Source organism: Cellulomonas humilata, from assembly GCF_013359775.1.
GTDB lineage: Bacteria > Actinomycetota > Actinomycetes > Actinomycetales > Cellulomonadaceae > Cellulomonas > Cellulomonas humilata.
The window spans coordinates 41750-67500 of record NZ_JABMCI010000035.1 but is presented as its reverse complement, the minus strand read 5'-3'; the positions used below and the strand labels follow the sequence as shown (position 1 = coordinate 67500).

Sequence of the window (25751 nt, the reverse complement as noted above, 5' to 3'; positions counted from 1 at the left end):
GTCCGCCACGCGTGACGCGCTCGCGCAGTCGGGCAGGACCGCCGTGCTCGTCGCGGTCGACGGCCGCCTGGTCGGGGTTATCGCCCTGGCCGACGCCGTCCGCGAGACCGCGGCCGCAGCCGTGGCCGCGTTGCACGAGGCGCGCATCGAGGTGGTCATGCTGACCGGCGACAACGAAGCGACCGCCCGCCGCATCGCCGGCCAGCTCGGCATCGACACCGTCGTGGCCGAAGTGCTGCCGGGGGACAAGGCGGACCAGGTCGCCCGCCTGCAGGCCGATGGACGCAAGGTCGCGATGGTGGGCGACGGCGTCAACGACGCCCCCGCCCTGGCCAGGGCCGACCTCGGGATCGCCATCGGCGCCGGCACGGACGTCGCCATTGAGACCGCGGACGTCGTCCTGATGCGATCCGACCCGCTCGACGTGGCGATCGCGCTGCGGATCGGCAGGGGCACGTTGCGCAAGATGCGGCAGAACCTGGGCTGGGCGATCGGCTACAACGCCCTCGCGCTCCCCATCGCCGCAGGCGTGCTCTACCCGTCGCTCGGGGTGTCGTTGAGCCCCGAGATTGCCGCCCTGACGATGTCCGGATCTTCGGTGATCGTCGCCGTCAACGCCCTGCTGCTCAAGCGGCTGCCCCTCCCCGCGGCACCGGGGACCCGCGAGCTCACGCCCACGATCGTGAAGGAAGCAGTCAGCGGGGGAGCAGGACGGTAAAGGTGCTCCCCTTGCCGGGGCCAGGGCTCGCGGCGGTGATCGTGCCCCCGTGGGCGTGGGCCAGGGCGAGGGAGATGGCCAGTCCGATGCCCGAACCGCCGTGCCCGCGATCGCGGGCCGTGTCGACCCGGTAGAAGCGCTCGAAGACGTGCGGGAGATGTTCGCTGGCTATCCCGTCGCCCGTGTCGGTCACGGAGAAGCGGACCCCGCCGTCCGACGTACGCCCCGCAGCGACCGTCACACGCCCGCCCGCGGGCGTGTGACGGATCGCGTTGCTCACGAGGTTGTCGAGGACCTGAGCCATGCGCAGCGGGTCGACCTCCAGCCCAGGCAGGTCCTGCTGAACATCCCCTTCCAGATGGACTGCGCTCTCAGCGGCCCTCTCGCGGCCGGCACCCACAGCGGAGCTGACCAGGTCGGCGGGCGCGGTTGCGCGGACCTCGAGCTCCAGGTCACCGCTCTCGGCCTGGGTGACCGCGGCCAGGTCTTCGGAGATCCGAGTCAGACGCAAGGCCTGCTCCCGAAGCAGCTCGATAGTCGTGGCATCGAGAGGGCGAACGCCGTCCTCCACCGCCTCGAGGTAGGCCGTGATCGTGGCGACCGGGGTGCGTACCTCGTGCGCCACATCAGCCAACAGGCGTTCACGCAGTCGATCGCTGTCCTGGAGCCGCTCGGCCATGTGGTTGAAAGAGACGGCGACCTCGTCGAGCTCCGGCCCCATCTCCGGTGGTGCGACTCGGGCGTCGTACCGACCAGAGCCGACGCGTGCCGCCGCGTCCGACAGCGACGACAGAGACCGGCCGATCCGGCGCGTGAAGACCAGACTGACCGCGATCGATGCGAGAGCGGCCGCTGCGATGGCGACGGCGAGTGCGATGGCGCTGGCGTATCGAAACGCCTCCTCCGCGTGCAGGATCGCTTCGTCCTGGTCCCGCAGGTCGGCGTGCATCAGGTGCTCGTGGAACAGAGGAGGGCCGACGAGGGCGACGACCGTGGCCGCCGTGAGCGCACCGACCGTGAGGACGAGCACGCTTCCGACCTGGAGGCGAGTGGCCAGGCTCCACCGAGCCGCCCGGCGCGGGACCTCGCGATTCATGTGCCCGCACCGATGCGGTAACCAACGCCGCGGACCGTGCGGATGAACCGTTGTCGCTCCGCCTGGCCGCCCAGCTTCTTGCGGACGTGGAGCACGTGCACGTCGACCAGGTGCTCGTCGCCCACCCACCCGGGGCCCCAGACCTCGTCGATCAGCGACCTCCTGCTCAACACGGTCTTCGGGCGGCGCGCGAGGGCCGCGAGCACGTCGAACTCCGTGCGCGTCAACAGGATCTGCTCGGTGCCGACGCGAACCTCGCGGCTCTCCGGATCGAGGGTGAGCGATCCGATCACGATGACGGGGGACGCCTCGATGACGGGCGCCGGAGCGCGGCGAGGCCGTCGCAGGAGAGTGTTCGCTCGCGCCACGAGCTCGCGGGGGCTGAACGGTTTGGTCATGTAGTCGTCCGCCCCGACCCTGAGCCCTCGCAGCGTGTCGACCTCCTTGGCGCGCGCGGTCAGCATGATGACGTAGCAGTCCGAGAACGTCCGCAGCTGCCGGCACACCTCGACACCGTCCAGACCCGGGAGGCCCAGGTCGAGGACGACCAGATCCGGGTCGACCTCGCGCAGCAGTGGGACAGCCTCGGCCCCGTCGTGGACCTGGTGCACCTCAAAGCCGTCGCGCTCCAGGTAGCCGGCGATGACGTTGGCGAGCGGCTCTTCGTCGTCGACGACGACGGCGCGACGTAGTGCCACGCTCGGTGCTGGGCTGATCACCAGGCCCATTGTTACGGAGCGCACACCTCGATCGTCGACCTTCATCAAACCTTGATGCAACGACGACCCTAGCGACAGCGTCACGAGCCAAGGTAGATGGCCTACACGCTCGCAACCGCTCGAGGGAGACCAGACAGATGAACCCGATGCGCCGTCGAATGACCGCCGCCGCCACAGCCGTCGCCCTAGCCATCACCCTGGCGGCCTGCTCCAACAGCGCGGACTCGGGCGACGCCCCGACCACGGGAGAGAGCTCGCAGAGCGCGGCGGCGACCCACAACGACGCCGACACCCAGTTTGCGCAGCTGATGATCGTCCACCACCAGGGCGCCATCGAGATGGCTGGCCTCGCCGTCGAACGAGCCTCGACCCCCGAGGTGAAGGCTCTTGCCGAGCGAATCCAGGCCGCACAGGGCCCCGAGATCGACCTGATGACCGGCTGGCTCACCAGCTGGGGCGAAGAGTCCGGGCACGACATGGGCATGGGCGGCATGGACATGGGCGGGATGGACATGGATGGCATGAGCCAGGACGAGGTCATGGAGGAGCTCGACGCACTCGAGGGTGCCGAGTTCGACCGGGCGTTCCTTGAGCGCATGGTGGCGCACCACCGCGGCGCCATCGAGATGTCCGAGCAGGAGAAGGCCGAGGGCTCGAACCCCGACGCGATGTCCCTTGCCGGCACGATCATCGACGCCCAGACAGCGGAGATCACCGAGATGCAGAACCTGCTGGCCGGTCTCTGAACCGAGTTCGGGACGTTCGTCCCTACGTGGACAGGTCGGGCCGGCGCAGCGTGAAACGGGGAGGTCGGTGCTCGCGCCTGGCCTCACGACCGAGAGGTGGTTCGTCATGATGTGGTGGGGACACGGCGGATGGGGCGCTGGTGGTTGGGTGACGATGGCGCTGATGATGCTGGTCTTCTGGGGCTTGGTCGCGGCGCTCGTCGTCTGGATCGTGCGCAGCGCCTCCGGCACCCAGCAGGTTCCGGGGGGCTCTGATCGCACGCTCCCGAGTCCCGACAGCGTGCTTGCGGACCGGTTCGCTCGCGGTGAGATCGACGAAGCCGAGTTCACCAGCCGGCGAGCCGCGCTGCATGGACCGGGGAAGCAACAGCCGCGGGATCAGTGACAGAGCGAACCCGGCCGAGCCGGGGCGTCTCAGAACCGCCCACGGCGCTGTGCAGCAGATGGACCAGACCGCTCAAGACCCATCGAGTGCTTCGTCTGTCACCGCCGTCTGACCCGAACCCCGGCCCGTAGCTCCTCCGAACGAACGGAGACGCCTGCCATGCCCACCCCATCGCCGACTTTCCGAGTCAGCCGAGGTGCCCTGTCGACGGCTGCCATCGTGCTGGTTCTGGCCGGTTGCTCGGAACCCCTACCCGGGCAGGCTGGGAGCACGGCGCAAGCATCGGGCGGGCAAGGCCTGCCCAGCGAGCACGTGCATGGCATTGCGTTCAACCCCGCCGACGACAAGGTGTACCTGGCCACCCACGATGGACTGTTCCGCTATGACGACGCCGGGCCCGCCCGAGTTGGCCCCGTGATCGACCTGATGGGCTTCACCGCCGCAGGCCCCGACCACTTCTACTCCTCCGGCCACCCAGGGGCTGGCGTGGATATGGCCAACCCGGTCGGACTGATCGAGTCCACCGACGCCGGCGAGACGTGGTCGACCCTCTCGCGCGAAGGTCAGACCGATTTCCACAGCCTCACTGCGTCTGACGCTGGCATCATCGGCTTCGACGGAGCCGCAGTGCTCGGTACGCCCGACGGGCAGGCCTGGACAAGCCTGGAACCTCCCGTTGCCACCTTCGCCCTCGCGGCCTCGCCGGACGGCACGACGCTGCTGGTCACAAGCCAGTCTGGGCCTGCACGTTCCACCGACGGCGGCAACACATGGAACGTCGTCGCGAAATCGCCGCTGCTGCAGCTCGCATTCTTCCCCGACGACCAGACCGTCGTCGGGGTCGCACCTGATGGCGGCGTCTTTCTCAGCACCGACGCGGGAGCGACCTGGGTCCAGAGCGGGACTGTAGGACAAGCACCCCAAGCAGTCACTGCCCGCGCCCAGCCCGATGGCCAGCTCGAGATCCTTGTCGTCATCGAAGGCGCTCTCCTGCGATCCGTCGATAGCGGATCCACGTTCACCGACTGACTCACGCACGCCGAGCAGTCCGTCCTCGCCCCCCACAGCCAGAGACTGAGCGCTGTCGGGCTATGTCGCCGGCAACCGACGGAAGAGGCCTCTTGAGCGCGAACAGGGTCAGACCCGAGGATTTCTGACGCTCGCGGACTGTCGGTTCGTCCAATTCCGATGAAGGTTTCATGAAGTCAGGCAGGTGAAGGCCGGACCCGACCGGATCGATGCCTACCATCGTCGGAGCCGGGACACCCCTGGCACGGTCTTCTGGTGGGCGCCGAGCCCTGCCACCGCCCGAAGGCTCCGCAGATCATCGATGGCAGGGACGGGGGAACCAAGATCGTGGACGCTCCAGCAGCGTCCTTGGGGTGAAGCCAGCACCACTGGCCGGGCGACTCTCTCCCGAACCCGACAGCTCACCTCGCAGGCGTCCGAGAGGACATCCATGCCCGCACGCCACCGCGCCGCCCGCCGCCCGCTGACTGCCCTCGACGACCTCGCCGCGGCATCCGCCGACGGCATGGTGACGGCCGGGAGACGATCAGCAGCCGCCGTCATCACCTCCGGCCTCGTCATGTCGATGTCCGGCACCCCCGCCTTCGCGGCGCGCACCTCGGAAGCCGGCTCGCTCAGCGGCTCGGTCGACACCGCGCGACTGACGCAGGACGCCCGCGCGGTTCTCCAGCAGCAGGTGGTTGCCCCCTCGAACGTCGAATGGACATTCGAGGCGCCCGCCGTGACCGCCGTTGCGCCGGCCCCCGCGCCGGAGCCTGAGCCGGAGCCGCAGGTTTCTCGGTCCCGTGAGCGCGCAGCCGCACCGGCCGCGGCGACAGCGACCGCCGAGCCCACGGTCGGCGTGCCGGCGAGCGCCAACGGCAACGCGATCGTCGAGATCGCCGCCCGGTACGTCGGGGTGCCCTACGTCTACGGCGGCTCGACCCCCGACGGCTTCGACTGCTCCGGCTTCACGTCCTACGTCTTCGCGCAGGTCGGCATCTCGCTGCCGCGCACCTCCTCCGCGCAGCGCAACGTCGGCACCGTCGTCTCGCGCGCCGACGCGCAGCCCGGCGATCTGGTCTGGTCCCCAGGCCACATCGCGATCTACGCGGGTGACGGACTCCAGGTCGACGCCCCCCGCCCCGGCAAGACGATCCAGATCAGGGAGATCTGGCAGTCCAGCCCGATCTTCATCCGAGTGGGCTGACGGTCCGTTGCCCGGCAATCTCGACACTTCACTGCGGCCTGTACCTCCCAGTGGAGGTGGCATGGGGCCTCGGCCGTCCAAGCCCGGCCTGACAGCGTGCTCCCTGTGCGTGGGCGAGACTCTGGGCGACGCTGACGAGCGTGAAGGCGGCCAGCTCGCACGACTCCGAGAGCTCGACTCGCTCGGCGTCGCGCGCCTGACGTTGGCCGATTGCCTCGACGAGTGCAATCGCGGCGACGTCATCGTCGCCCGTTCTGCGCGATCTGGGCGGCGCCGATCGGGCCGCCCTGTGTGGTTGGAGCGGGTCGCGGGTGATGAGCTGACCGGCGCGCTGGCGAACTGGCTCGATCAGGGCGGGCCTGGAGGTGCGCCCGTGCCCGCCACCCTCGAGCCGCTCGTCATCGACAGGTCGAAGGGGCCCGCGGGCCAGGTGTCGCCTTAGTCGTCCCGGCAGCAATCCCTTGGTGATTCTCTTTGGCTGTTTCCCAGCGCTGCGAGGAACACTCAGGCGGAGGCTGTCGTGGCAGCGCTTCGCCGACCCCAGAAGCGGCCGCGATGGGGCATCTTCATGGAACCTTGACGGCGTCGCAGGCAGGAGTTCGTCATCCACGCCGATGATCGAAGAGGCGCGACCGTCGCGCACGGCCGCCACGGCCGATCCCTGTGAAGAGACTGGCGGGCCATGACGACCACGAAGCGCTGGCCGGAGATCGATGACGTCACCGCTTCGGCCCGACGGACGGCCGCGTGAGCTCGTCGCTCAGGGACGGGCCGCTCCCCACGCGGCGCTCTCTGCGCCACGAGGACCGTAGATCTGTTCGCACGCGGGTCGCTCGGAACCGAAACCCTGCGTCGCTGGTGAGGGTCGGATTGCTCGCGACGATGGTGGCTGTGTTCGTTGCAATGCAACCGTGGGGGGATCCGGGTCCTGCCCAAGCGTCCGCTCCGGTGGTTACGGGACCCACGACCGTGCAGGTGCTGAGCGCTCCAGACTCTCTGACTCCGCCGGCGTCCTTGCTGAGCGCTGAGAACCCTCGCGAAGGCGGAGTCGCCGCGTCGCGGATGGCCGACCGCACCGAGCTGCCGGACTGCACCGGGATCTTCAGCGGCCGCGGGAGCAACGGGCGCCTGGCCAAGTCCGACCTGTGCGACCTGTGGCAGAAGCCGTACAGGGACCGTGCGGACGCGGTCGCGACCATCACCGACCTGAACTCCGCCTACACCGCCCGGTTCGGCGAGCCGATCTGCCTGTCGTCCGGGTATCGCACCATTGAGGAACAGGCAGCTCTTCGTTCCCAGAAGGGTGGCCTGGCGGCACCTGCCGGACAGAGCAATCACGGGTGGGGCCTCGCGGTCGACCTGTGCCCGGAGGCGTACGCCGGGGAGCGGGGGAGGTGGCTACATGACGTCGGGCCCGTCTACGGGTGGGCGAACCCCGACTGGGCGCACCGGGGCGGAGACGGCCCATACGAGCCCTGGCACTGGGAGTTCGTCCCTGGTGTCGAGGCACTGGCCGACGGCTCCTGAGCGTGGCAGGCGTCCGCCGCCGGCCGGAGCCCTTGACGCGGGTTGCAGGCGCGGCCCGGATCCCGAGCGCTCGGCTCGCCCTGAATACCGCACGCCAACTCCGTGCAGTCCTGCGCGAGCAGGGGTTCCGTCGGGACGCGCGTCTTCAGCAAATCTTCGTCGTTCGGCAAGCGAAAACGCCTTGCCGATGGCCCATCGTGGGCATGCCCGACCGCGGGCGCCGTTTCGGTGAGACCCGAACGCGTGTGGCGCGGGCCCCGAAGCACAACACCTAGGAGCCCACGTGAGCCCGGACGGCAAGCGTTCGAACGACCGAGCAGCCCGCAAGGAACGCCTGCTGCAGCTCCAAGCCGCCCAGAGGCGCGCCGAGCGCCGTCGGACGGTGCTCATCGTCGGGATCGTGGCCGCAACGCTGCTCGCACTGATCATTCCCACGGCTGTCATCCTCACCAACGAGCAGCGGCGCAATGATGCCGTCGAGGCCGTGGCGAGCGCCCCCATCGAGGGTGAGCAGGAACTCCCGGTGTCGGCGGCCACGCACGTCGAAGGAGAGGTGCAGTACGCGGACGTCACCCAGCCGACCGCCGAGCCCACGCCCGCACTCGAGGACCCGGCCGAGCAGGGCAGGCTGCTGCCCCCCGTCGGCGGGGACCACGATCCGCTCCCGCAGACTTGCGGGTTCTACAGCGAGCCGATCCGAGACGAGAATGCCGTGCACTCCCTCGAGCACGGCGCGGTGTGGATCGCCTACCGGCCAGGCCTCGGCGACGCCGGAGCGGAGAGACTGCGCGTACTGGCTGACGCGAACCCCTACCTGCTGGTCAGCCCCTACGAAGGACTGGCGGCACCGCTGGTCGCCACGGCCTGGGGCGTCCGACTGGAGCTCCCTTCTGTCGACGACGCGCGACTGGAGCCGTTCCTCACCCGCTACCTCCAGGGAGAGCAAGCCCCCGAGCCCGGCGCCTCGTGCGAGGGCGTCGGTGGGTAGAGCCACGAAGGGCGAGGCGCGTGCCACGCCCGAGGTGCGAGAGGCCAGGACCGAGATCAGGAGCACCCAACTCCCGCCTGATCGGGAGCGATCGGATGCCGACCGGGGTGAACCAGAGGTCGCTGTCGCGTGTCATGCCCTCGGGGCGCGACATCGCGCACGTAGCCTGCGGGCGGCCGAGCCTGACACCCTGCTCCCGATCCCGGCCACCCCGCACATGTCGACGCGCTTTCGCGGTACGCCGCCGCCCCCTTCCGCCGTGTCCACCCGTCGCCTCAGGCGGCGGGTGGGTGCGGTTCTCCTCGCCGCCGTGATCGCCCTGATGGGTACCGGAGGGGCGAGCTACGCCGACGGCATCGACGACCGCCGCGCAGAAGCGGAGCGCCGCAGTGCCGCCGCCGAGCGACGCGCCGAGGAGCTGGAGGCGTCCATCGAGGGACTCAGCAGCGAGCTGAGTCAGGCGGCCCTCGACCTCCAGGCCACCGAAGCACGCCTTCCCGAGGCACAGGCCGAGCTGGAAGCTGCCCGCGCCGCCCTGGAGGCGACCCAGCGTGAGGCAGCCATGGTCGCCAGCCGACTGCAGGACGCGACCGACCTTCGAGGCAGCCTGACGGCCACCATCGCTGCTGACCGTGCCGACGAGGCCGAGCTTCGTGACGCCCTGGGTGCTATGGCGCGCGAGGCCTACCGCGGCGGACCCGGTCTCTCCGCCCTGGACGTCATGCTCGACGCCGAGAACGCCACCGACTTCCTCGACAACGCCCGCCTCGTCGACGCGGCCCTGGCTAGTCAGTCGCGGATCCTGAACGAGCTGCGCGAGGTGGACGCCACCAACCGCAACAGCGCGGCCCGCCTGAGCGCCGTCACCGACCGCGTGGCCGAGCTCAAGCAGCAGGCCGAAGCCAAGGTTGTCGCCGCCGACGAGGCCCGGAGCGTCGCACAGGCGCACGAGGACGAGATCACCCAGCTCATCGCGGATCAGAGCGCCAAGCGGGACGTGATCGCGGCGCTCAAGTCCCAGGCCGAGACCGAGCAGGCCGAGATCGACGCCCAGCAGGCGGCCATCGAGCGCGACCTCGTCGCGATCATCGCCGAGCAACGGGCCGCCCGCGAGGCTGCCGAGGCAGCGGCACGGGCCGCCGCCGAGGCTGCCGCGAGAGCCGCGGCAGAAGCGGCCGGCCGAGAGCCACCACCCCCACCTCCGCCGACGCCTGTGCAACCGCCGTCGGGGTCCGTCTCTGGAGCTCTGTTCGGCAACCCGACCTCGATCAACCCGATGTACGTCACGTCGGAGTACGGGATGCGGCTGCACCCGATCCTGGGCTACGTGCGGCTGCACGCCGGGATCGACCTGCGCACCGGGTGCAACACCCCCCTGTACGCGCCGCGTGACGCGACGGTGCTCTGGTCCCAGTGGCGTAACGGGTTCGGCAACCAGGTGATGCTCGACTACGGGACAGTCCAGGGGAACGCTCTGATGAGCAGCTCGAACCACCTCACCCGCTCGGTCGTCGGGGCAGGGCAGCGCGTCGCCAAGGGTCAGCTCATCGGCTACTCCGGCAACACGGGCCTGTCCGGTGCCTGCCACCTGCACTTCGAGGTCTACGTCAACGGGTCGACCGTGAACCCGCGACCACTTCTCGGCCTGTAGCTGGAGTCGCAGTCGGACTACGAGCCGCCTACGGAGGCAGCCAACACCAGGCGGTCTCGTGATCGATCGTCCGCTACCCGGCGGCGCGAGCATGGTCGTCGATCATCCCGAGCACCGGCCAGCTCGGGACGACGGTTTCATCAAACCTTGATCGAATCGCGCGCAATCGTTCGAGGGCGTTGGGTGACACTGGATTGGTCAGCGAGAGGCCAGGGAGCGCCCGTGCCTGTTCTACTTCGTCCGCCGGTGCGGATCACCGTCGTCCAGACGTCGGCGTGCCCACTCTGTGACGAGGCGAACGCGGTGCTTGCCGAACTTGCCAAGGACCACCCAATCGAGGTCGACGTGCTGGACGCGCACTCCGATGTTGGGCGCGACCTCGTCGCACGGCACCGTCCACCGCTCGCACCACTCGTCCTTGTCGACGATGTCTACTTCTCCGCGGGCCGCCTGCCGCGGCGCAAGCTCGAACGCACGCTCACGGCGCTGTCCACTCGCGACGCAAGAGTCGCCGGCTGAGTGCTCGGAACAGGTCAGCGCAGAGGGCTCGGTCCCGATTCGCCGTGACTGACCAGCGCGGCCGCTGCGGAGGTACGAGCGCGCCGAAGCCCCGTCACCGAGGAGCGGTGCGTGATCGTCCCCATATTGGCAGCCGAACCTGCAGGCCGGTGGGGGACCATCGACCAGGTTCGCCGACGCCACGACCCTTGACCTGACCGGCCGTAAGTCGTAACTTACCGTTCGTGGCTACTTACGGGTCGGCGGCGAGTTGGGAGGCTCTCGGCGACTCGACCAGGCGAGCGATCATCGAGTGTCTGGCCGACCGCCCGCGCGCGGTGGGTGAGCTGGCGGCCGAGCTGCCGATCAGCCGGCCCGCGGTCTCACAGCACCTGAAGGTTCTGAAGGACGCTGGGCTCGTCACCGATCGGGCCGCGGGTTCGCGGCGCGTGTACCGGCTCAGCCCCGAGGGGCTTGGTGCCCTCCGCGACCAGCTGGAGACGTACTGGACGCGTGCTCTGTCCGGCTACGCCGGCGCAGTCGAGCAACCGTCGGAGGAGGAGCAATGAGCTCAGCACCGCAGACCGCAGTCCTGCGGGAGGTCACCGTCGACGCCCCGATCGACCAGGCGTTCGCGGTCTTCACTGCACGCTTTGGGGACTTCAAACCGGCCGAGCACAACCTGCTCCAGGTCGCGATCGAGGAGACCGTTTTCGAACCGTGGGTTGGCGGGCACATCTACGACCGGGGGGTCGACGGGTCGGTATGCCGATGGGCTCGCGTCCTGGCCTTCGAGCCGCCGCACCGCGTCGTGTTCACCTGGGACATCAGCCCGCAGTGGCAGCTCGAGCCCGACCCCACCCGGACCAGCGAGGTCGAGGTCACCTTCGTGTCCGAGAGTGCCGGTCGCACGTGCGTGCAGCTGAAGCACCGCCACCTCGACCGGCACGGAGCGGGATGGTCCGCCGTCAGCGAGGGCGTCGCGGACGACGAGGGCTGGCCCGTGTACCTGACCCGGTTCACCGACCTGCTCGCGGGAGGACGCTGACATGTCCGCCATCACCGTCTCCGTCGAGGTCGAGCGGAGCGCGCCCGACGTGTTCGACTACGCGACCGATCCGACCCGCTTCTACGAGTGGCAGCAAGGTGTCGTCAGCGGCGAGCTGGAGCAGCCCGGCATCCCGGAGGTGGGAGCGAGATGTCGGACGGCCCGGCGCATCGGCGGCGCGACTCGCGACAGCACGTCCGAGGTCACGCACATCCGCCCCGCCGAGCACTGGGGAGTGCGCGGGATCGACGGTCCCATCCGAGCCGTTGTCGACCTGACGGTGGAACCCCTGGCGCCGGCGTTGACTCGACTAACGATCAACGTCGACTTCGAAGGGCACGGCATCGGACGGCTGCTGGTTCCGCTCGTCGTTCGACGCCAGGCCGCGGCCGAGATGCCGGCGAACCTCCAGCTGCTCAAACGGCGCCTCGAGCTGCCGGATTCAGCCGCCCGCTGATGACTGTCGGGGATCGACGACGAGGGACTATCAGTCACATCTCAGGTGGGCCGCGCTAGGTTTCGAGAGTGAGCGCACCGCCACGGTCGGCTGCCGTCGACGTGCTGGTGGTCGGGGCGGGTCCGACCGGACTCACCCTGGCGGCGGAGCTGGCCCGTCGGGACGTCCGGGTACGGATCGTCGACCGCCGGCACGACCGTGTACACGAGTCCCGGGCGCTGGCGATCCAGCCGCGGACCCTGGAGGTCCTCGCCCCGTTGGGCGTGACCGACGAGCTGCTCCGGCGCGGCAACCCCGCGGTTGACGTGCAGATCCACTTCCCCCGCAAGGTCGTGCGCGTGCCGCTGTTCGGCATCGGAGCCACGGACACGCGATACCCGTTCCTCCTCTTCCTCTCGCAGGCGGAGACCGAGGCGGTGCTCGGTCAGGACCTGGACGCCCGCGGTGTCCCGCTCGAGCGCGGGGTGGAGCTTGTCTCGTTCGAGGACGGCGACGATGCCGTCAGGTGCACGGTGCGCGACGAGTCCGGGCGCAAGGAGGTCATCGAGGCGCAGTACGTCGTCGGGTGTGACGGGTCGCGCAGCGCGGTGCGCCGCGAGGCCGGGATCAGCTTCACCGGCAGCGCCTACCCGCAGACGTTCGTCCTGGCCGACCTCGAGGCGGATGGGATCCAGCGGGGCGCGGCTCACGCGTTCCTCGGCGGGGAGGGCATGCTCTTCTTCTTCCCGCTCGGCAGCCCCTCGACCTGGCGGATGCTGGCGATGCGCCCGCCTGGTCAGTCCGGGAGCGACCGTGACACCGTCGACCTGCGCGAGGTTCAGGCTCTCGCCGACCGCTACACGAGTGGCGGAGTCCGGTTGCGCGACCCCATGTGGATGACGAACTTCCGACTGCACAACCGCGGAGCCTCCCAGTACCGCGCCGGTCGAGCGTTCGTGGCCGGTGACGCCGCGCACGTGCACAGCCCAGCGGGTGCGCAAGGGATGAACACCGGGATCCAGGATGCGGTGAACCTCGCGTGGAAGCTCGCACTCGTGACCTCCGGACGGGGCGCACCCGCACTGCTGGACACCTACGAGTCGGAGCGGGCACCGATCGGCCGCACGGTGCTGCGCTTCACCGACCGCGCGTTCACCATCGCCACGTCCACCCACGCCGCCGTCGTCTTCGCCCGCACCCGGATCGCCCCGGCGGTGCTCCCGCTCCTGGTGCGCATCCGCGTGGGGCGCGCTCTGGCGTTCCGGACGATCTCCGAGCTTGCCATCCGCTACCGGCGCAGCCCACTCTCGGTAGACGGGCACGGAGCCGTCGGCCGCGCCGTCCGCGCGGGCGACCGCCTCCCGGACGCGCCGCTGACGCTCGACGGCCGGCCGACGACCTTGCACGAAGCCACCGCAGGTCGTGGGTTCCACCTGATCGTCCATGGGCCCGCCGACGCCGCGCGCCTCGGCGTCGAGCGCTCTCTGGGCGGCGGACCCGGCGAGGTCGCAATCCACCGCCTGAGCAAGGTCGCGGCCCCGCACGTCCTTCACGACGCCACGGGGTGGGCGCACCGGCTTCTCGGGGTCGACGGCTCCAAGTCCGGGCACCTCCTGGTCCGCCCCGACGGGTACGTCGCGTACCGCGGCGGCGGTGACCCGACCGGAGTGCGGGAGTACCTCGACGACTGGCTGATGATGCACTGATGCCCCGCTCAACATCGAGACAGAGCTGACCTCCAGGAGGTAACCTCCACTATTCATTGGAATATTGGAGAAGTGTGACCAAGTCTGAGCTCTACGACGCACTCGCGCGAACCGGCAAGGCGCTCTCCAGTGGCAAGCGCCTGGAGATGCTGGAGCTCCTCGCCCAGAGCGAGCGGGCTGTGCAGGAGCTCGCCTCCGTCGCCGGGCTGAACCTGACTACGGCATCGGCACACCTTCAGGTGCTGCGCGACGCCGGGCTGGTGGTCTCCAGGCGCGCGGGCACGCGAGTCATCTACCGCATGGCGGGCGATGACGTGGCGGAGCTGGTGACTGCGATGTCCCGAGTCGCCGAGCATCACCGACCCGAAGTTCGTGACGCGAAGGCTCGCTACCTGCCCGACGACGTCGAGCTCATGAGCCGAGTGGAGCTCCTGGAGGCTGCCGCAGACGGGCGTGTCATCGTCCTCGACGTGCGGCCCCGCGGCGAGTACGAGGCAGGTCACCTGCCGGGAGCCGTATCGATCCCGGTGGATGAGCTGCCAGACCGGCTTGCCGAGATCCCTGCAGATGCGGAGGTCGTGGCGTACTGCCGGGGTCGGTACTGCGTCATGTCCTACGACGCCGTGCGCCTTCTCAGCGACGCCGGCCTGTCGGCGCGCCTCCTAGACGAAGGAGTGCTCGAGTGGCGCTCCGACGGCGTGCAAACCGTCGCCGGCGGTGCGCAGTGAGGCTCCCTACGAGCCTGCCGCTCCTGCAGGACGCACCAGAACAGAAACGGGTCCTGTCGATCCTCGTAATCGCCCAGGTCCTCAGCGGCGCCGGCCTGGCCGCGGGCATCACTGTCGGCGCGCTCCTTGCGCAGGAGATGCTGAGCACCACCAGCTTGTCCGGGCTCCCGAGTGCGCTATTCACGCTGGGATCGGCGGGAGCCGCGCTGGCAGTCGGCGCTCTGTCGCAGCGGTCCGGCAGGCGCGTCGGCCTGGCGACGGGGTACGCCTTCGGTGCGGTGGGCAGCGTCGGCGTCGTGATCGCAGCAGTCTTTGACAACGTCGCGCTCCTGTTCGTCGCTCTGCTCGTCTATGGCGCAGGAACCGCGACGAATCTGCAAGCCCGCTACGCAGGTGCGGATCTGGCCGCTCCTTCGCGACGCGGCCGCGCCGTCTCGACCGTGCTCGTCGCCACCACGCTCGGCGCGGTCGTCGGGCCAAATCTCGTCACTGTCATGGGCGACCTCTCGATGGTGTGGGGGATCCCCATGCTGGCAGGCCCGTTCATTCTTGCAGCGGCCGCGTACGGGGCGGCGAGCATCGTGCTCGGGTGCTCCTTCGCCCAGACCCCCTTCTGCTGGCGCGGCGGCGTGCGACGGATACACCCGAGTACGTCTCGTTCGTGGACGCATCAGATGCTCCGCAGACCCGCTTCTCACGGGACGTCGCCTTTGGCGCGAGCGTCATGGTGATCTCTCAACTGGTGATGGTCGCGATCATGACGATGACCCCGATCCACATGGCCCACCACGGTCACAGCCTGGCCTCCGCCGGGGTGGTCATCGCCGTGCACATCGGCTCGATGTACCTGCCGTCGCCGCTGTCCGGCTGGCTCGTCGACCGATACGGCTCGGCCGTGGTCGCCGGGCTCGGCGCCGCGACGCTGCTCATTGCCGGACTCCTGGCGGCATTCGTCCCCGCCAGCTCGGTCGCCGGGCTCGCCGTCGCCCTAGGACTGCTCGGTCTCGGCTGGAGCTTCGGGCTGGTCGCGGGGACGGCCATCATCACGGGTGCAGTCCCGCCGGCCAACCGTGCCAGGACGCAGGGGAGGGTCGACGTCCTGATCGCCCTCGCCGGGGCAACAGGCGGGGCTGTGTCCGGACTGGTCGTGGCCGGTGCGAGCTACTCGGCTCTGGCGCTCGGTGGTGGAGTGATCGCGCTCGCACTTCTCCCGCTGGTCGCCGTCGAACACTCGAAGCGGTCCACCATCCCCACGACCGCGGTCTTGTCAGGGCGATAGCTTCGAGGCGAGCCGAGCTCGACAACTCGCTCTCGTCCGCGTTGCGCTCACCACCGCCGCATTGCCAGGAGGGCGAGCCCAGACCCTGCAACGAGCCCCGACGGGCGCCCCGTTGGTCTTCTGGATGACGGTTGGCGCTGATGGTGTGCCACTGCGACGCGGCCCCGCGGTCATCCATGCACACGGGTGTCACCTTCGCTCGCCTCGCCGCCCCAACCGCACCGGGACCTCGACGGCATGCACCCCCATTGCGCAGCGATATCGGCGAAGCGCACCGCAGTGCAGAACCGGGGAGAGTGCGGTGGACGCGGACGCGAGTCCGAGCGGCCGCTCTCGGGCTCAATACCGAGATCGTGCACGCGCCGCGCGGTTCGGCTCCCGGGGGTAAGCACGGGCCGCCCCGACGCGCCGAAACGTTGTCAAGCAGCGGAAGTTCGGCCCAGGAGCGGTCGCCCTCGTCTCCCGCATGGATGCCCTTGGGTGACGGGCCTTCGGTCAGTGATGGCCAGGCTCCGCGCCAGGTCGAGGAAATAGTCCATCTGGACCCATCCGGGCGAAGCCGCGTTCCGAACTCCCGGTGTCAGCAGCATCCCGACATGAGGCGCCTGTGAGGCCGGCCCGGAACGGAGTTTTTGTGGGTACGCCTCTCGAGGTCGCGCTCGTCTCGTCTGGCGGCGCCGCCGTCCGTGCGACCAGCCAGCCCGTCGACGGCGGGTGCCGCGGATGAGCGCGGTGAGACGAACCTGGGTTATCTCGGCGCTGTTGGCTGCCCTGTCGGGGATTCTGGCTGCTGCGACCACCCTCGCCGTCGCGCAGCTCGTCGCGGTCGTCGTCTCGCCGCAGGCAGCGCCGCTCATCGCCGTCGGTGGGGCCTTCATCGATGCGACGCCGCCGGCGCTGAAGGACTTCGCGATTGCCACCTTCGGCACGAACGACAAGCTCGCCCTCCTCATCAGCATGACCGTGGTTATCGCGGTGGTCGCTGCCGTCGCGGGAGTGCTCGCGCGCCGACGGTGGGTGCTCGGAGCCGGCATCGTCCTGGTCCTGGCGGCGGTGGGTGCGGCGGCCGCGGCAACTCGGCCCAGCGCCAGCCCGTTCGCCGTCGTGCCGAGCATCGTCGGCGGCGCGGTGGGGCTGGTCGCCCTGCGGATCCTCCTGTCCCGGCTGCCCGGTCGACGCGCGCCGCAGCCCTCTGACCGCGACTCCTCTGATCATGGCCTGGGGCGACGCTCTTTCCTCGCGGCGGCCCTGCTCGCCGCGGCGGTCGCTGCCGCGGCTGGCGTCGGGGCGCAACTGCTCGCCAGCGCTACGCAGACCGTCGAGGCGGCACGCCGCGTCCTGCGCCTCCCAGCCCCGTTCCGCAAGGCGGCGGCGCTGCCGGCGGGTGTGGAGTCCGGCGTCTCGGGCTCCGAGCCGTTCGTGACGCCCAACGACGGTTTCTACCGGATCGACACGGCACTGGCCATCCCGCAGGTCGACGCCGACTCGTGGCGGCTGCGCGTGCACGGACTCGTCGAGGAAGAGGTCGAGATCTCCTTCCAGGACCTCCTTGACGCCGACCTGGTCGAGTCGTGGGTGACGCTCACGTGCGTGTCCAACGTCGTCGGCGGCGACCTGGCCGGCAACGCCAAGTGGCTCGGGCTGCCGATCCGAGACCTCTTGGCCCGGGCCCGGCCGACCGCTGACGCCGACATGGTGCTGTCCACCAGCATCGACGGTTTCACCGCCTCGACCCCGCTCGCAGCGCTCATGGACGACCGCGACGCCCTGCTGGCGATCGGGATGAACGACGAGCCCCTCCCCGCCGTCCACGGGTATCCCGTGCGCATGGTCGTTCCCGGGCTGTACGGGTTCGTCTCCGCCACCAAGTGGGTCGTCGACCTCGAGGTGACCCGGTACGCCGACGCCCGCGCGTACTGGACCGACCGGGGATGGTCGGAGAAGGGGCCGATCAAGACGGCGTCGCGCATCGAGGTCCCCGGCCCGTTCGCCCGGGTCCCCGCCGGTCAGGTCGCGATCGGGGGCACCGCGTGGGCCCAGCAGCGCGGTATCACGGCCGTCGAGGTGCAGGTGGACGACGGCGACTGGGCTCCGGCGACACTCGCGATGGAAGCCTCCGTCGACACCTGGCGGCAGTGGTCGTTCTTCTGGGACGCCACTCCGGGCACACATCAGCTGACGGTCCGCGCGACGGACGCCACCGGAGAGGTGCAGACGGCCGAACGGCTCGACACCGTGCCCGACGGAGCAACCGGTCAGCACTCCATCTCCCTCACGGTGGAGTAGCAGCTGCCGGTCGTTAGGTCCAGCGCGGCCGCGACGACCTGACTGAGACGGCCCCCTCTCGCGCGGACCCGAGTGACCGGCATGAAGAGTCAGGGTCATCTCGACCGAGAGGAGGGCGTCCGCCAGGTCGGCGACACGAGCGAGGGCGATCTGTCGAGCTCGGATGTCGGTCACCGTGCTGGCGTCGGCCGTACGCGGGGCGCCCTCATTACCCCCTTGCCGGCGGTCGTGAGGAAGGAAATGGGCCATGACTCGTCTGGCACCACGGGTCGGTCCCTCGGCTGAATGACGCGTCTTGGAGCCGGTTTTGCCTACCTGCTGGTGTGAACCCTGCAACGCGAGGTGAGTCCGGACCGGCGGTCGGTGATCGCCCGTGGTGATGACGATGCACCGGCTGACTGCGGGGGCCGGCTATCGATATCTGATGAAGAACATCGCCTCGGGCGACTGCGCGCGCACCTCGGCAACCCCACTCATCGCGTACTACACGGAGTCGGGGAACCCGCCGGGACGGTGGCTCGGCACGGGACTCGCTGGGCTCGGGCGGGCCGACGGCAACGGCGTGGCCCCAGGTATCGCCGCGGGGACCGTGGTGGTCGAGGACGCGCTGGCGCGACTGTTTGCGCACGGCGGCGACCCGCTGACGGGGGAGCCGCTGGGGCGACCGTTCCCCACAGTGGTGCATCCGGCAGAGCGGATCGCGGCTCGTGAGCGTGAGCTGCCAGAGTCGATGGACGCAGACGCCCGACGGTCTGCGATCGACACGATTACCCGGATCGAGCTGGCGAAAGACTCGCCGCGGACCATAGCCGGGTTCGATCTGACGTTCACGGTGATGAAGTCCGCGTCGGCTCTGTGGGCCCTCGGGGACCCGCGGACGCAGCAGGCGATCCTGGATGCCCACCGCGCTGCTGTCGGGCAGGCGATGGACATGATCGAGACAAGCGCGCTGTTCACGCGGACCGGGCACGCGGGATGCCGCCAGGAGCGGACGAGGGGAGTCCTGGCCGCCGCGTTCGATCACTGGGACTCACGTGCCGGCGATCCCAACTTGCACACCCACGTGGTCGTCTCGAACAAGGTGCAAGGCCTGGACGGTGCTTGGCGGTCGGTGGACTCGCGCGCCCTGCATCACGCAGTCGTGGCGGTGTCCGAGACGTACGAGGCGTTGTTCGTCGACGAGATGGTCCGTCGGCTGCCGGTGCGCTGGGGGTGGCGGGACCGCGGTCCGCGTCGGTCGGTCGCGTTCGAGCTCGACGGGGTCGAGGATCCGCTGCTCGCGGAGTTCTCCGCCCGGTCCTCGCAGATCGATGAGGCAATGACCGAGGTCGTGGCAGCGTTCTGTGCCAGCCACGGACGAACACCGAACCGCATCGAGGTGACCCGGCTTCGGCAGCAGGTCACCCGGGCCACACGTCCGCACAAGCAGGTCCACCCCCTCGGCCAGCTCATCGAGTCCTGGCGCCAGCGGGCCACCACACGCTTCGGGCATACCCCCGAAGCGTTGACCGCCGCGGCCCTTCACGACTCGCAGGTGCGGGCTCGCACACTTGCGGAGATCACTGCACCGGTCCGGGAGCACATCGCGGCACAGGTGCTGGTCGGGGTGCGGGAGCGCCGCTCGACCTGGACCAGGTGGAACGTGCTGGCCGAAGCGGCCCGTGTCACCAAGGGCCTAGTCATGGCGACACCGGACGACCGCCTTGGACTGCTCAACGCCGTAGCGGACTCCGTCCTTGACGGCTGCATCTGCCTCGAGGCGCCACGTGTCTTCGACTCGGTCGGCCGATACGCGCGGCCGGATGGAAGTTCGGTCTTTGACCGGTCTCGTGAGTCACGGTTCACCGACCAGGTGATTCTGGATGCCGAACGACGTCTCCTCGCCGCAGCCGACGACCACGACGCTCCGACGGCCCTCGTCCTGGGCGACGCGCGCGCGATTCGCGGACCGACGAAGGAGCCCATCGACCTGTCCGACGATCAGCTCGACGCGGTGCGCACAGTCGCATGCTCGGCAAGGCGCGTCGACGTGGTGGTCGGCCCGGCCGGCGCCGGCAAGACCACCACACTGCTCGGGCTGCGCACCACCTGGGAGCGGACGCACGGCCAGGGAAGCGTCATCGGGATCGCCCCCTCCTCGAGCGCGGCCGCCACACTGGCCGCGGCGCTCGGCATCAACTGCGAGAACACCGCGAAATGGCTGCACGAGTCAGCCGGAGCCGGCGCCGTCCACCGCGGCAACATGCTCACCCGACTCATGGCGCGCCGAACCGCACTGGCGGGACCCATCCAGCGCGCGACTCTGCGCGCGGTCGACACGGCGCTCACCGCGCTGACCGCACAACAGCGTCGATGGGGCCTGCACCCAGGTCAGCTCGTCATCATCGATGAGGCGTCCCTCGCCGGCACCCTCGCCCTCGACACCCTCATCGGGCAAGTCACCGATGCAGGTGCCAAAGCGCTCCTGGTCGGCGACCACGCCCAACTGTCCGCGGTCGATGCGGGCGGAGCGTTCGCGCTGCTCGCCGAACGCGCCGGCGCCACACACCTGCGCACCCTCTGGCGGTTCTCCAAGCCCTGGGAAGCCGCTTCCAGCGCCGGCCTTCGACTCGGCGACTCCCGCGTCCTGGACACCTACATCGACCAGGGCCGCGTCCACTCCGGCGCCAGTGAAGCGATGCTCGAGGACGCCTACACGGCGTGGGCTTCCGACATCGACGACGGCCACGCCGCGATCCTGGTCGCCCCGGACAGCCGGACCGTGGCCGCATTGAACGAGCGCGCCCACAACGACCGTGTCGCCGACGGGCTCGTCCAGGCAGAGGGCATCGCCACGAAATCCGGCGTGTCCGTTGGAACGGGGGACCGCATCGTGACCCGAGCCAACGACCGCCGGCTGCGAGCCGACGGCGATGCGCCGGAGCACTATGTGCGCAACGGCGACCTGTGGGATGTGCTCTCCACCCGGGCCGATGGAGCACTCGTCGTGCGCCGCAGCGATTACGCAATCGGCACCAAGGCCGAGACGCGCCACGACGACGGATTGACGGGCACCGTTGTCCTGCCTGCGGACTACGTCGACAACCACGTCGACCTTGGCTACGCGACCACTACACACCGCGCCCAAGGGATCACCGTCGAGCACGCGCACGTGCTCGCCCACGCGGGTATGACCCGAGAGAACCTCTACGTCGCAATGACCCGCGGCCGCCACGAAAACCACGTCTACGTCGCGGTCGAGGACATCGCGGTGGACTGCGACGGGCTCCCGGACTCCCATGCCGCCCTCGACGCGTACGACATCCTGCGCACCGTTCTGGCCACGGCGGGCGCCGAGCTGTCCGCTACGGCGACGATCGTGGCCCGGCAAGACGAAGCACTCTCTCTTCGCCGGCTCGAGCCCATCCGACGCACCTTGCTCGCCGACGCCGCCCATGCTCGATGGACCACAGCGCTCGCTGACGCAGGACTAAGCGCAGAACAGTTGCGCTCCGTCGAACGATCAGCCTCCGCCGGGCAGCTCTTCGCGACGCTCGACCGGATCACTCTCCTCACCCGAGATCCTGCCCCGGTGCTCCGTTTGCTAGTCAGCAGCGCAGAAGCCTCCGGGCCCGGGTTGGTCGACACGTTGGCTCGCTCCGCGTCATCGTGGCTGCAGCTGCGTGCGCCGGACTCCCGCGACGTCCCACCAGCCGGCCATGGTGGCGGGCTAGGCACCGAGGGCCTTGCCCTGCTCGCCGAGATCGATGGGCTCATCGCCCAGCGCACCAAAGCCCTGACGGCGTCGGCGCTGACAGACAGGCCCGACTGGCTCGCGCGACTCGGTCCAGAACCCGAGGCGCCCGAGGCGCGCGACGCGTGGATCGCGCAAGTCGGAGCAACGGCCGCTCACCTCGACCATCTCGCGCCGACGTCGCGCGTGCGAGGCATCTCACCGACACCGGCCGACTCTGCAGCGCTGAGCATCTGACGAGGGGAGCGCCGAGGATGCGCCACGGTTCACCACCTTCTCTGACCCAACCATTCGGTCCGCCCATGCCGATCCTGTGGTGCGCGCACACGGACGCCGACCAGCGAGGACTGCTGGAAGCGCTCGCGGACTGGGTGTCCTGGCTCAAGGATCGGTACCGGCTTGACCACCGGGTCGTGCCCGAGTGCTGGGCACAGCACAGCGAGCTCGTCGAGGAACTCTCCGCCCTGCACCTCGCCTGGCAGGTCGCCTACGCGTCCACCTCACCAGCCGACGCCGCATTGACCTGGCACGAGCGCTTCGCCATGGCGCGGATCCGGTTCGGAGACTGGGTCGCACGAACGGGATGTCGGCCTGACGCGCACCGGCCTCCGTTGTAAGCGATCCTCAGTCCGGTGATTGGTTCGCCGCCAGCGGCGCCGGTCGTGCCGGTCGGCCGCAAAGGTCTGGCCATCCTCGGCCGTGCGTGCCGGGTGTGGCTTTCGCCGCTGGATGGCGATCGGCGCGGCGAAGGTCGGTTCGGCACCGATGCCACGGGCCCGGAAGCACGCGGCAGGCGGTCTCATGTTCGCAACGGACGCTGGTCACGACCAGCGAGCCGGCGTCAGATGGACGGCGAACTGCGCGGCGTGAACCCTGAACCCGGCCCGATCTGGGAACGCTCGCTCCCAACCCGCAGACAGGATCCTGCGGACGCCGAGCGGGGCGACCACGCGCGTGAAGAAGAGCTCGCCGACCCAGGGGCCGGATGGCGGCGCCGGCCGCAACCGTTCATCTGCGCGGTGCGCGCATGCCGACGATGTGGCACCGGACCGCGGGCCCGGTGCTGCTGACGGAAACATCGGCGCAGGTCAGACGTTGCCCGACGCCGGCGCGCAGCGAGGCAGCGTGATGACGAAGGTGGTGCCGTGGCCCACGCCGGTGCTCTGCGCGTGGATGCGCCCGCCGTGGGCGTGGATCAGTGCCCGCGTGATCGTCAGTCCGATGCCGCTGCCACCGGTACTGCGCGAGCGCGCATGGTCCACGCGGTAGAACCGCTCGAAGACTCGCTGTAGGTGCTCAGCCGCGATCCCCTCACCGGTGTCCTGGACCTCGAGCTTCACGGTCGAGGACACGGCGCGGCTCCGCAGTGAAACCGTCCCCCCGGGGGGCGTGTACCGGACCGCGTTGGAGATCAGGTTCATCAGTGCTTCGTGCAGACGGTCCGAGTCGACCAGGACCCATGAACCGCCCTCGCCCCCTTCCACCTGGACGGTAACGCCGGTGCCGTGGAACGCCAGGGAAGCGGAGCGCGCGGCGCCCGCCAGGAGCTCGGCCACCTGAACGGGGCGCAGACGCAGGTCGCTGCCTCGCTCCTCCGCGCGCGAGACGGCGGCCAGGTCATCCACGAGCCGCTCGATCCGCGACAGCTCGGCATCGACGCGGTCGAACGTCGCACGGTCAGCCGGCAGCACGCCGTCGGCGATCGCCTCGTGGTATCCCCGCACACTGGTCAGCGGTGTGCGCAACTCGTGCGCGAGGTCGCGCAACATCTCCCCGCGGGTCCGCTCGGTGCTCGCGATGTGCTGGGCCATGCCGTTGAACGCCTGACTCAGCGTGACCAGCTCCGAACCGAACCCCTTCTCCTGGACCCGCACGGAGTAGTCGCCGTGAGCGACCGCGGTGGCGGCCACCGACATCTCGCGAATCGGTCGAACGGCTCGACGGGTGACCAGGACGGCCACCACGAGGGCGGTGAGGGTCGCGGCGGTGACAGCCACCGTCAAAGAGACCAGGGTCGCTCGCGCGAACGCCATGTCGACATGGCTCGCGAGTTCCGGAGGGAGGGTGTCGGCCACCTCCTCCAGGTGGGAGCGGAAAAGTGCAGGAGCAAGGCCGAGCGCGACGGTCAGGAGCGTGGCCCCGCCGACGAGAACGACAAGGAGCTGGGAGAGCAGCAGACGAGCACCCAGACCACCGCCCCGCGAGACCCGGCTCATGCCCCGTCACCCATCCGGTAGCCGACTCCGCGCACGGTGCGGATGTACCGCGAAGCGCCCGGGTCGTCCGCGAGCTTGCGCCGAAGGTTCGCGACATGAACGTCGATCACGTGGTCGTCCCCGTACCAGTCGCTGCCCCAGACCGACCGGAGGAGCTGCAGACGTTCGAAGACCGTCCGTGGCCGCGCCGACAAGGTGTCGATGATGTCGAACTCGGTCCGCGTCAGATCCACCGGGACGCCGTCGAGAGTGACCTCACGCGCACCCGAGTCGATCAACAGCGCACCGAACCGCCGGAGCGGCTGCTCGTCCTCGCGTCCCTGACGTGGCCGGCGCAGCAGCGCCTGCACCCGGGCACTCAGCTCGCGCGGGGAGAAGGGCTTGACGACGTAGTCATCGGCGCCCACCGACAGGCCGATTACACGATCGACCTCGTCGCCTCGGGCCGTCAGGATGAGGATGTAGGCGTCGGAGAACGCCCGCACCCGTCGACACACCTCGATCCCGTCGATCCCGGGCAGCATCAAATCCAAGATGATCACGTCGGGTCGGGCGTCCCGGGCCAGCTCGACCCCTCGTTCGCCGTCCATGGCCACGTCGACGCCGAAGCCCTCATGCCTGAGGTACTCCTCGACCAGGTGCGCGATAGCAGGATCGTCCTCCACGACGAGCACCCGCCCGCGCCGACCCCGTGACGGGGAGACGCCGACGGGCTCCGAGGTCTCAGCTGGCGGGCGCGACATCACTTCCCCGTCACCGTCGCTCGTACGGGGCTCTCACCGCTGAGCCGGGAGTCCTCGACCAGCATCATCCGTCCATCATCGAGCCGTGGCGCTGGCCGTCCATCATCGAGTCCTGGCGGTCCATCATCGAGCTGTCGCTCTGGCCGTCCATCATCGAGTCCTGGCAGTCCATCATCGAGTCCTGGCCGTCCATCACCGAGTCCTCGCTCTGGCCGTCCATCATCGAGCCGCCGCGCTGGCCGTCCATCATCGAGTCCTGGCCGCCCATCACCGAGCCGTGGCGTTGGCCGTCTATCGAGCGGTGGCGCTGGCCGTCCATCATCGAGCCGTAGGAGCTGTTCGACGCGCCATCACGCACCACCAGTTCCCGGGCCCCGCCACTCTGGCCGAGGAGCATCGACAGGCCAGACCCCACCAGCGCAACGGTGGCCAGCATCGGGATCCACCATGAACGCACAGCCCGCCTCATCGTGCCTCCGCCTGACCACTCGTGCGGCTCGAGGCGAGGTTGACGCGCATCACCTGATAGGTGTCGCTGTCGATCTCCCCAGCCGCGTACCGCCGGTCGAGGACCTGCTCAGGAGTCTCGATGCCCGTTGGCTGGCCACGATCGGCTTCGCGTCCACTGGGCAGTGCTCGCGCAATCAGCCACGCGACCAGGGCGATGAGCGCAACCCAGAAGATAGCCATGGCGATCCAGCCACCGGCCCCCATTCCCCATCCGTATCCCATCACGGCGTACTCCTCTTCTTCGATCTAGCGTCCTGCTGACAAGACCAACTCTGCGTGCAGCTCCTCAACCCGACCGGGCGAGCAGGCTCAAGATTTGGTCAAGCCGCTCAGCTGACGCACGACGTTCGCATCAGCTGGAATCTGCGCGTCGCGCGTTCACGTGGACCGCGTCGGGCCGTCGTCGTCGGCGTGCCCACGTCGGGGCCGGTAACGAACTAGAGGTCCTGCGCTTCTCCCGGGTTGCTTCTGCACTCGAGGTCGCAGTCCATCAGGATGGTCGGGCGCTGTGCGATGGCTC

Annotated in this window: 25 protein-coding genes and 1 riboswitch; of the genes, 19 read left to right on the top strand and 6 right to left on the bottom strand. The window is 69.6% G+C overall.

Going from position 1 to position 25751, the window contains the following annotated elements; translation table 11 throughout:
• On the top strand, positions 1 to 718 hold a 718-nt coding region (locus tag HP550_RS01175; protein ID WP_175345764.1), incomplete at its 5' end, for an HAD-IC family P-type ATPase.
• On the opposite strand, the gene HP550_RS01170 is transcribed toward HP550_RS01175, so the two are convergent.
• Both HP550_RS01170 and HP550_RS01165 read right to left on the bottom strand, forming a co-directional pair.
• A complete protein-coding gene (locus HP550_RS01170; RefSeq protein ID WP_343047916.1) occupies positions 696 to 1748 on the bottom strand; it encodes a sensor histidine kinase in 1053 nt (350 codons plus the stop codon). The two genes, HP550_RS01175 and HP550_RS01170, sit on opposite strands and share 23 nt — an antisense overlap.
• A 62-nt stretch (positions 1749 to 1810) precedes the next feature.
• Positions 1811 to 2542, bottom strand: coding sequence for a response regulator transcription factor (locus HP550_RS01165; protein WP_175345773.1), 732 nt, complete (start codon positions 2540 to 2542; stop codon positions 1811 to 1813).
• Between the two features lie 137 nt (positions 2543 to 2679).
• Here HP550_RS01165 and HP550_RS01160 point away from each other — a divergent pair, with 137 nt between their 5' ends.
• The 18 genes from HP550_RS01160 to HP550_RS01075 all read left to right on the top strand — a co-directional run bounded on the left by HP550_RS01160 (position 2680) and on the right by HP550_RS01075 (position 22379).
• On the top strand, positions 2680 to 3279 hold the full coding sequence (locus HP550_RS01160) for a DUF305 domain-containing protein (protein WP_246280370.1): 600 nt from the start codon (positions 2680 to 2682) through the stop codon (positions 3277 to 3279).
• Positions 3280 to 3433: 154 nt separating this feature from the next.
• Entirely contained in the window at positions 3434 to 3664 is a 231-nt protein-coding gene (locus tag HP550_RS01155; protein ID WP_246280387.1) for an SHOCT domain-containing protein, read from the top strand.
• A 219-nt stretch (positions 3665 to 3883) separates the two neighbouring features.
• Entirely contained in the window at positions 3884 to 4693 is an 810-nt protein-coding gene (locus HP550_RS01150) for a F510_1955 family glycosylhydrolase (protein WP_343047915.1), read from the top strand.
• Between the two features lie 279 nt (positions 4694 to 4972).
• Positions 4973 to 5123: riboswitch (cyclic di-AMP (ydaO/yuaA leader) on the top strand.
• Positions 5124 to 5882 carry a C40 family peptidase gene (locus tag HP550_RS01145; RefSeq protein WP_175345761.1) on the top strand — a complete coding sequence of 253 codons (759 nt, stop codon included), beginning with the start codon at positions 5124 to 5126 and terminating at the stop codon, positions 5880 to 5882.
• A 1062-nt stretch (positions 5883 to 6944) separates the two neighbouring features.
• Positions 6945 to 7409, top strand: coding sequence for a M15 family metallopeptidase (locus HP550_RS01135; RefSeq protein WP_175345759.1), 465 nt, complete (start codon positions 6945 to 6947; stop codon positions 7407 to 7409).
• 283 nt (positions 7410 to 7692) lie between these two features.
• Complete coding sequence (locus HP550_RS01130) at positions 7693 to 8397, top strand: thioredoxin-like domain-containing protein (RefSeq protein WP_343047914.1); 705 nt, start codon at positions 7693 to 7695, stop codon at positions 8395 to 8397.
• A 259-nt stretch (positions 8398 to 8656) separates the two neighbouring features.
• On the top strand, positions 8657 to 10048 hold the full coding sequence (locus tag HP550_RS01125; protein ID WP_343047913.1) for a peptidoglycan DD-metalloendopeptidase family protein: 1392 nt from the start codon (positions 8657 to 8659) through the stop codon (positions 10046 to 10048).
• A 246-nt stretch (positions 10049 to 10294) separates the two neighbouring features.
• Positions 10295 to 10567, top strand: a complete 273-nt coding sequence (locus HP550_RS01120) for a glutaredoxin family protein (protein WP_343047911.1) — start codon at positions 10295 to 10297, stop codon at positions 10565 to 10567.
• Positions 10568 to 10791: 224 nt separating this feature from the next.
• On the top strand, positions 10792 to 11115 hold the full coding sequence (locus tag HP550_RS01115) for a metalloregulator ArsR/SmtB family transcription factor (protein WP_175345756.1): 324 nt from the start codon (positions 10792 to 10794) through the stop codon (positions 11113 to 11115).
• Entirely contained in the window at positions 11112 to 11594 is a 483-nt protein-coding gene (locus HP550_RS01110; protein ID WP_175345755.1) for an SRPBCC family protein, read from the top strand. Before HP550_RS01115 ends, HP550_RS01110 begins: the two co-directional genes overlap by 4 nt.
• Position 11595: 1 nt before the next feature.
• Positions 11596 to 12051: an SRPBCC family protein gene (locus HP550_RS01105; protein ID WP_175345754.1), complete on the top strand. Its 456-nt coding sequence runs from the start codon at positions 11596 to 11598 to the stop codon at positions 12049 to 12051.
• A gap of 68 nt (positions 12052 to 12119) precedes the next feature.
• The gene (locus HP550_RS01100) at positions 12120 to 13736 is read left to right on the top strand and encodes an FAD-dependent monooxygenase (RefSeq protein WP_175345753.1); all 1617 of its coding nucleotides are present in this window, start codon (positions 12120 to 12122) and stop codon (positions 13734 to 13736) included.
• Positions 13737 to 13810: 74 nt separating this feature from the next.
• Positions 13811 to 14464, top strand: a complete 654-nt coding sequence (locus tag HP550_RS01095; RefSeq protein WP_175345752.1) for a metalloregulator ArsR/SmtB family transcription factor — start codon at positions 13811 to 13813, stop codon at positions 14462 to 14464.
• A complete protein-coding gene (locus HP550_RS22050) occupies positions 14461 to 15195 on the top strand; it encodes an MFS transporter (RefSeq protein WP_343047909.1) in 735 nt (244 codons plus the stop codon). Before HP550_RS01095 ends, HP550_RS22050 begins: the two co-directional genes overlap by 4 nt.
• Before the next feature lie 26 nt (positions 15196 to 15221).
• A complete protein-coding gene (locus tag HP550_RS22045) occupies positions 15222 to 15743 on the top strand; it encodes an MFS transporter (protein WP_246280369.1) in 522 nt (173 codons plus the stop codon).
• Positions 15744 to 16466: 723 nt separating this feature from the next.
• The gene (locus tag HP550_RS01085; protein WP_175345751.1) at positions 16467 to 18029 is read left to right on the top strand and encodes a molybdopterin-dependent oxidoreductase; all 1563 of its coding nucleotides are present in this window, start codon (positions 16467 to 16469) and stop codon (positions 18027 to 18029) included.
• A 379-nt stretch (positions 18030 to 18408) separates the two neighbouring features.
• A complete protein-coding gene (gene mobF, locus HP550_RS01080; protein ID WP_343047920.1) occupies positions 18409 to 21999 on the top strand; it encodes a MobF family relaxase in 3591 nt (1196 codons plus the stop codon).
• A 65-nt stretch (positions 22000 to 22064) separates the two neighbouring features.
• Entirely contained in the window at positions 22065 to 22379 is a 315-nt protein-coding gene (locus HP550_RS01075; protein WP_175345749.1) for a hypothetical protein, read from the top strand.
• A 471-nt stretch (positions 22380 to 22850) separates the two neighbouring features.
• On the opposite strand, the gene HP550_RS01070 is transcribed toward HP550_RS01075, so the two are convergent.
• The 4 genes from HP550_RS01070 to HP550_RS01055 all read right to left on the bottom strand — a co-directional run bounded on the left by HP550_RS01070 (position 22851) and on the right by HP550_RS01055 (position 25456).
• Positions 22851 to 23837: an ATP-binding protein gene (locus HP550_RS01070; RefSeq protein WP_210767510.1), complete on the bottom strand. Its 987-nt coding sequence runs from the start codon at positions 23835 to 23837 to the stop codon at positions 22851 to 22853.
• Positions 23838 to 23974: 137 nt separating this feature from the next.
• The gene (locus tag HP550_RS01065) at positions 23975 to 24643 is read right to left on the bottom strand and encodes a response regulator (RefSeq protein WP_425484405.1); all 669 of its coding nucleotides are present in this window, start codon (positions 24641 to 24643) and stop codon (positions 23975 to 23977) included.
• A 142-nt stretch (positions 24644 to 24785) separates the two neighbouring features.
• A complete protein-coding gene (locus HP550_RS01060) occupies positions 24786 to 25157 on the bottom strand; it encodes a hypothetical protein (protein WP_175345746.1) in 372 nt (123 codons plus the stop codon).
• Between the two features lie 29 nt (positions 25158 to 25186).
• Positions 25187 to 25456, bottom strand: coding sequence for an SHOCT domain-containing protein (locus tag HP550_RS01055; protein ID WP_175345745.1), 270 nt, complete (start codon positions 25454 to 25456; stop codon positions 25187 to 25189).
• Positions 25457 to 25751: the final 295 nt, after the last annotated feature.

Coding starts and splice junctions, on each gene's coding strand:
- HP550_RS01165 (WP_175345773.1), bottom strand. CDS start 2,542: ATGGGCCTGGTGATCAGCCCAGCACCGAGCGTGGCACTACGTCGCGCC.
- HP550_RS01160 (WP_246280370.1), top strand. CDS start 2,680: ATGCGCCGTCGAATGACCGCCGCCGCCACAGCCGTCGCCCTAGCCATC.
- HP550_RS01155 (WP_246280387.1), top strand. CDS start 3,434: ATGGCGCTGATGATGCTGGTCTTCTGGGGCTTGGTCGCGGCGCTCGTC.
- HP550_RS01145 (WP_175345761.1), top strand. CDS start 5,124: ATGCCCGCACGCCACCGCGCCGCCCGCCGCCCGCTGACTGCCCTCGAC.
- HP550_RS01135 (WP_175345759.1), top strand. CDS start 6,945: ATGGCCGACCGCACCGAGCTGCCGGACTGCACCGGGATCTTCAGCGGC.
- HP550_RS01110 (WP_175345755.1), top strand. CDS start 11,112: ATGAGCTCAGCACCGCAGACCGCAGTCCTGCGGGAGGTCACCGTCGAC.
- HP550_RS01105 (WP_175345754.1), top strand. CDS start 11,596: ATGTCCGCCATCACCGTCTCCGTCGAGGTCGAGCGGAGCGCGCCCGAC.
- HP550_RS22045 (WP_246280369.1), top strand. CDS start 15,222: ATGACGATGACCCCGATCCACATGGCCCACCACGGTCACAGCCTGGCC.
- HP550_RS01085 (WP_175345751.1), top strand. CDS start 16,467: ATGAGCGCGGTGAGACGAACCTGGGTTATCTCGGCGCTGTTGGCTGCC.
- mobF (WP_343047920.1), top strand. CDS start 18,409: ATGACGATGCACCGGCTGACTGCGGGGGCCGGCTATCGATATCTGATG.
- HP550_RS01075 (WP_175345749.1), top strand. CDS start 22,065: ATGCCGATCCTGTGGTGCGCGCACACGGACGCCGACCAGCGAGGACTG.
- HP550_RS01060 (WP_175345746.1), bottom strand. CDS start 25,157: ATGCTGGCCACCGTTGCGCTGGTGGGGTCTGGCCTGTCGATGCTCCTC.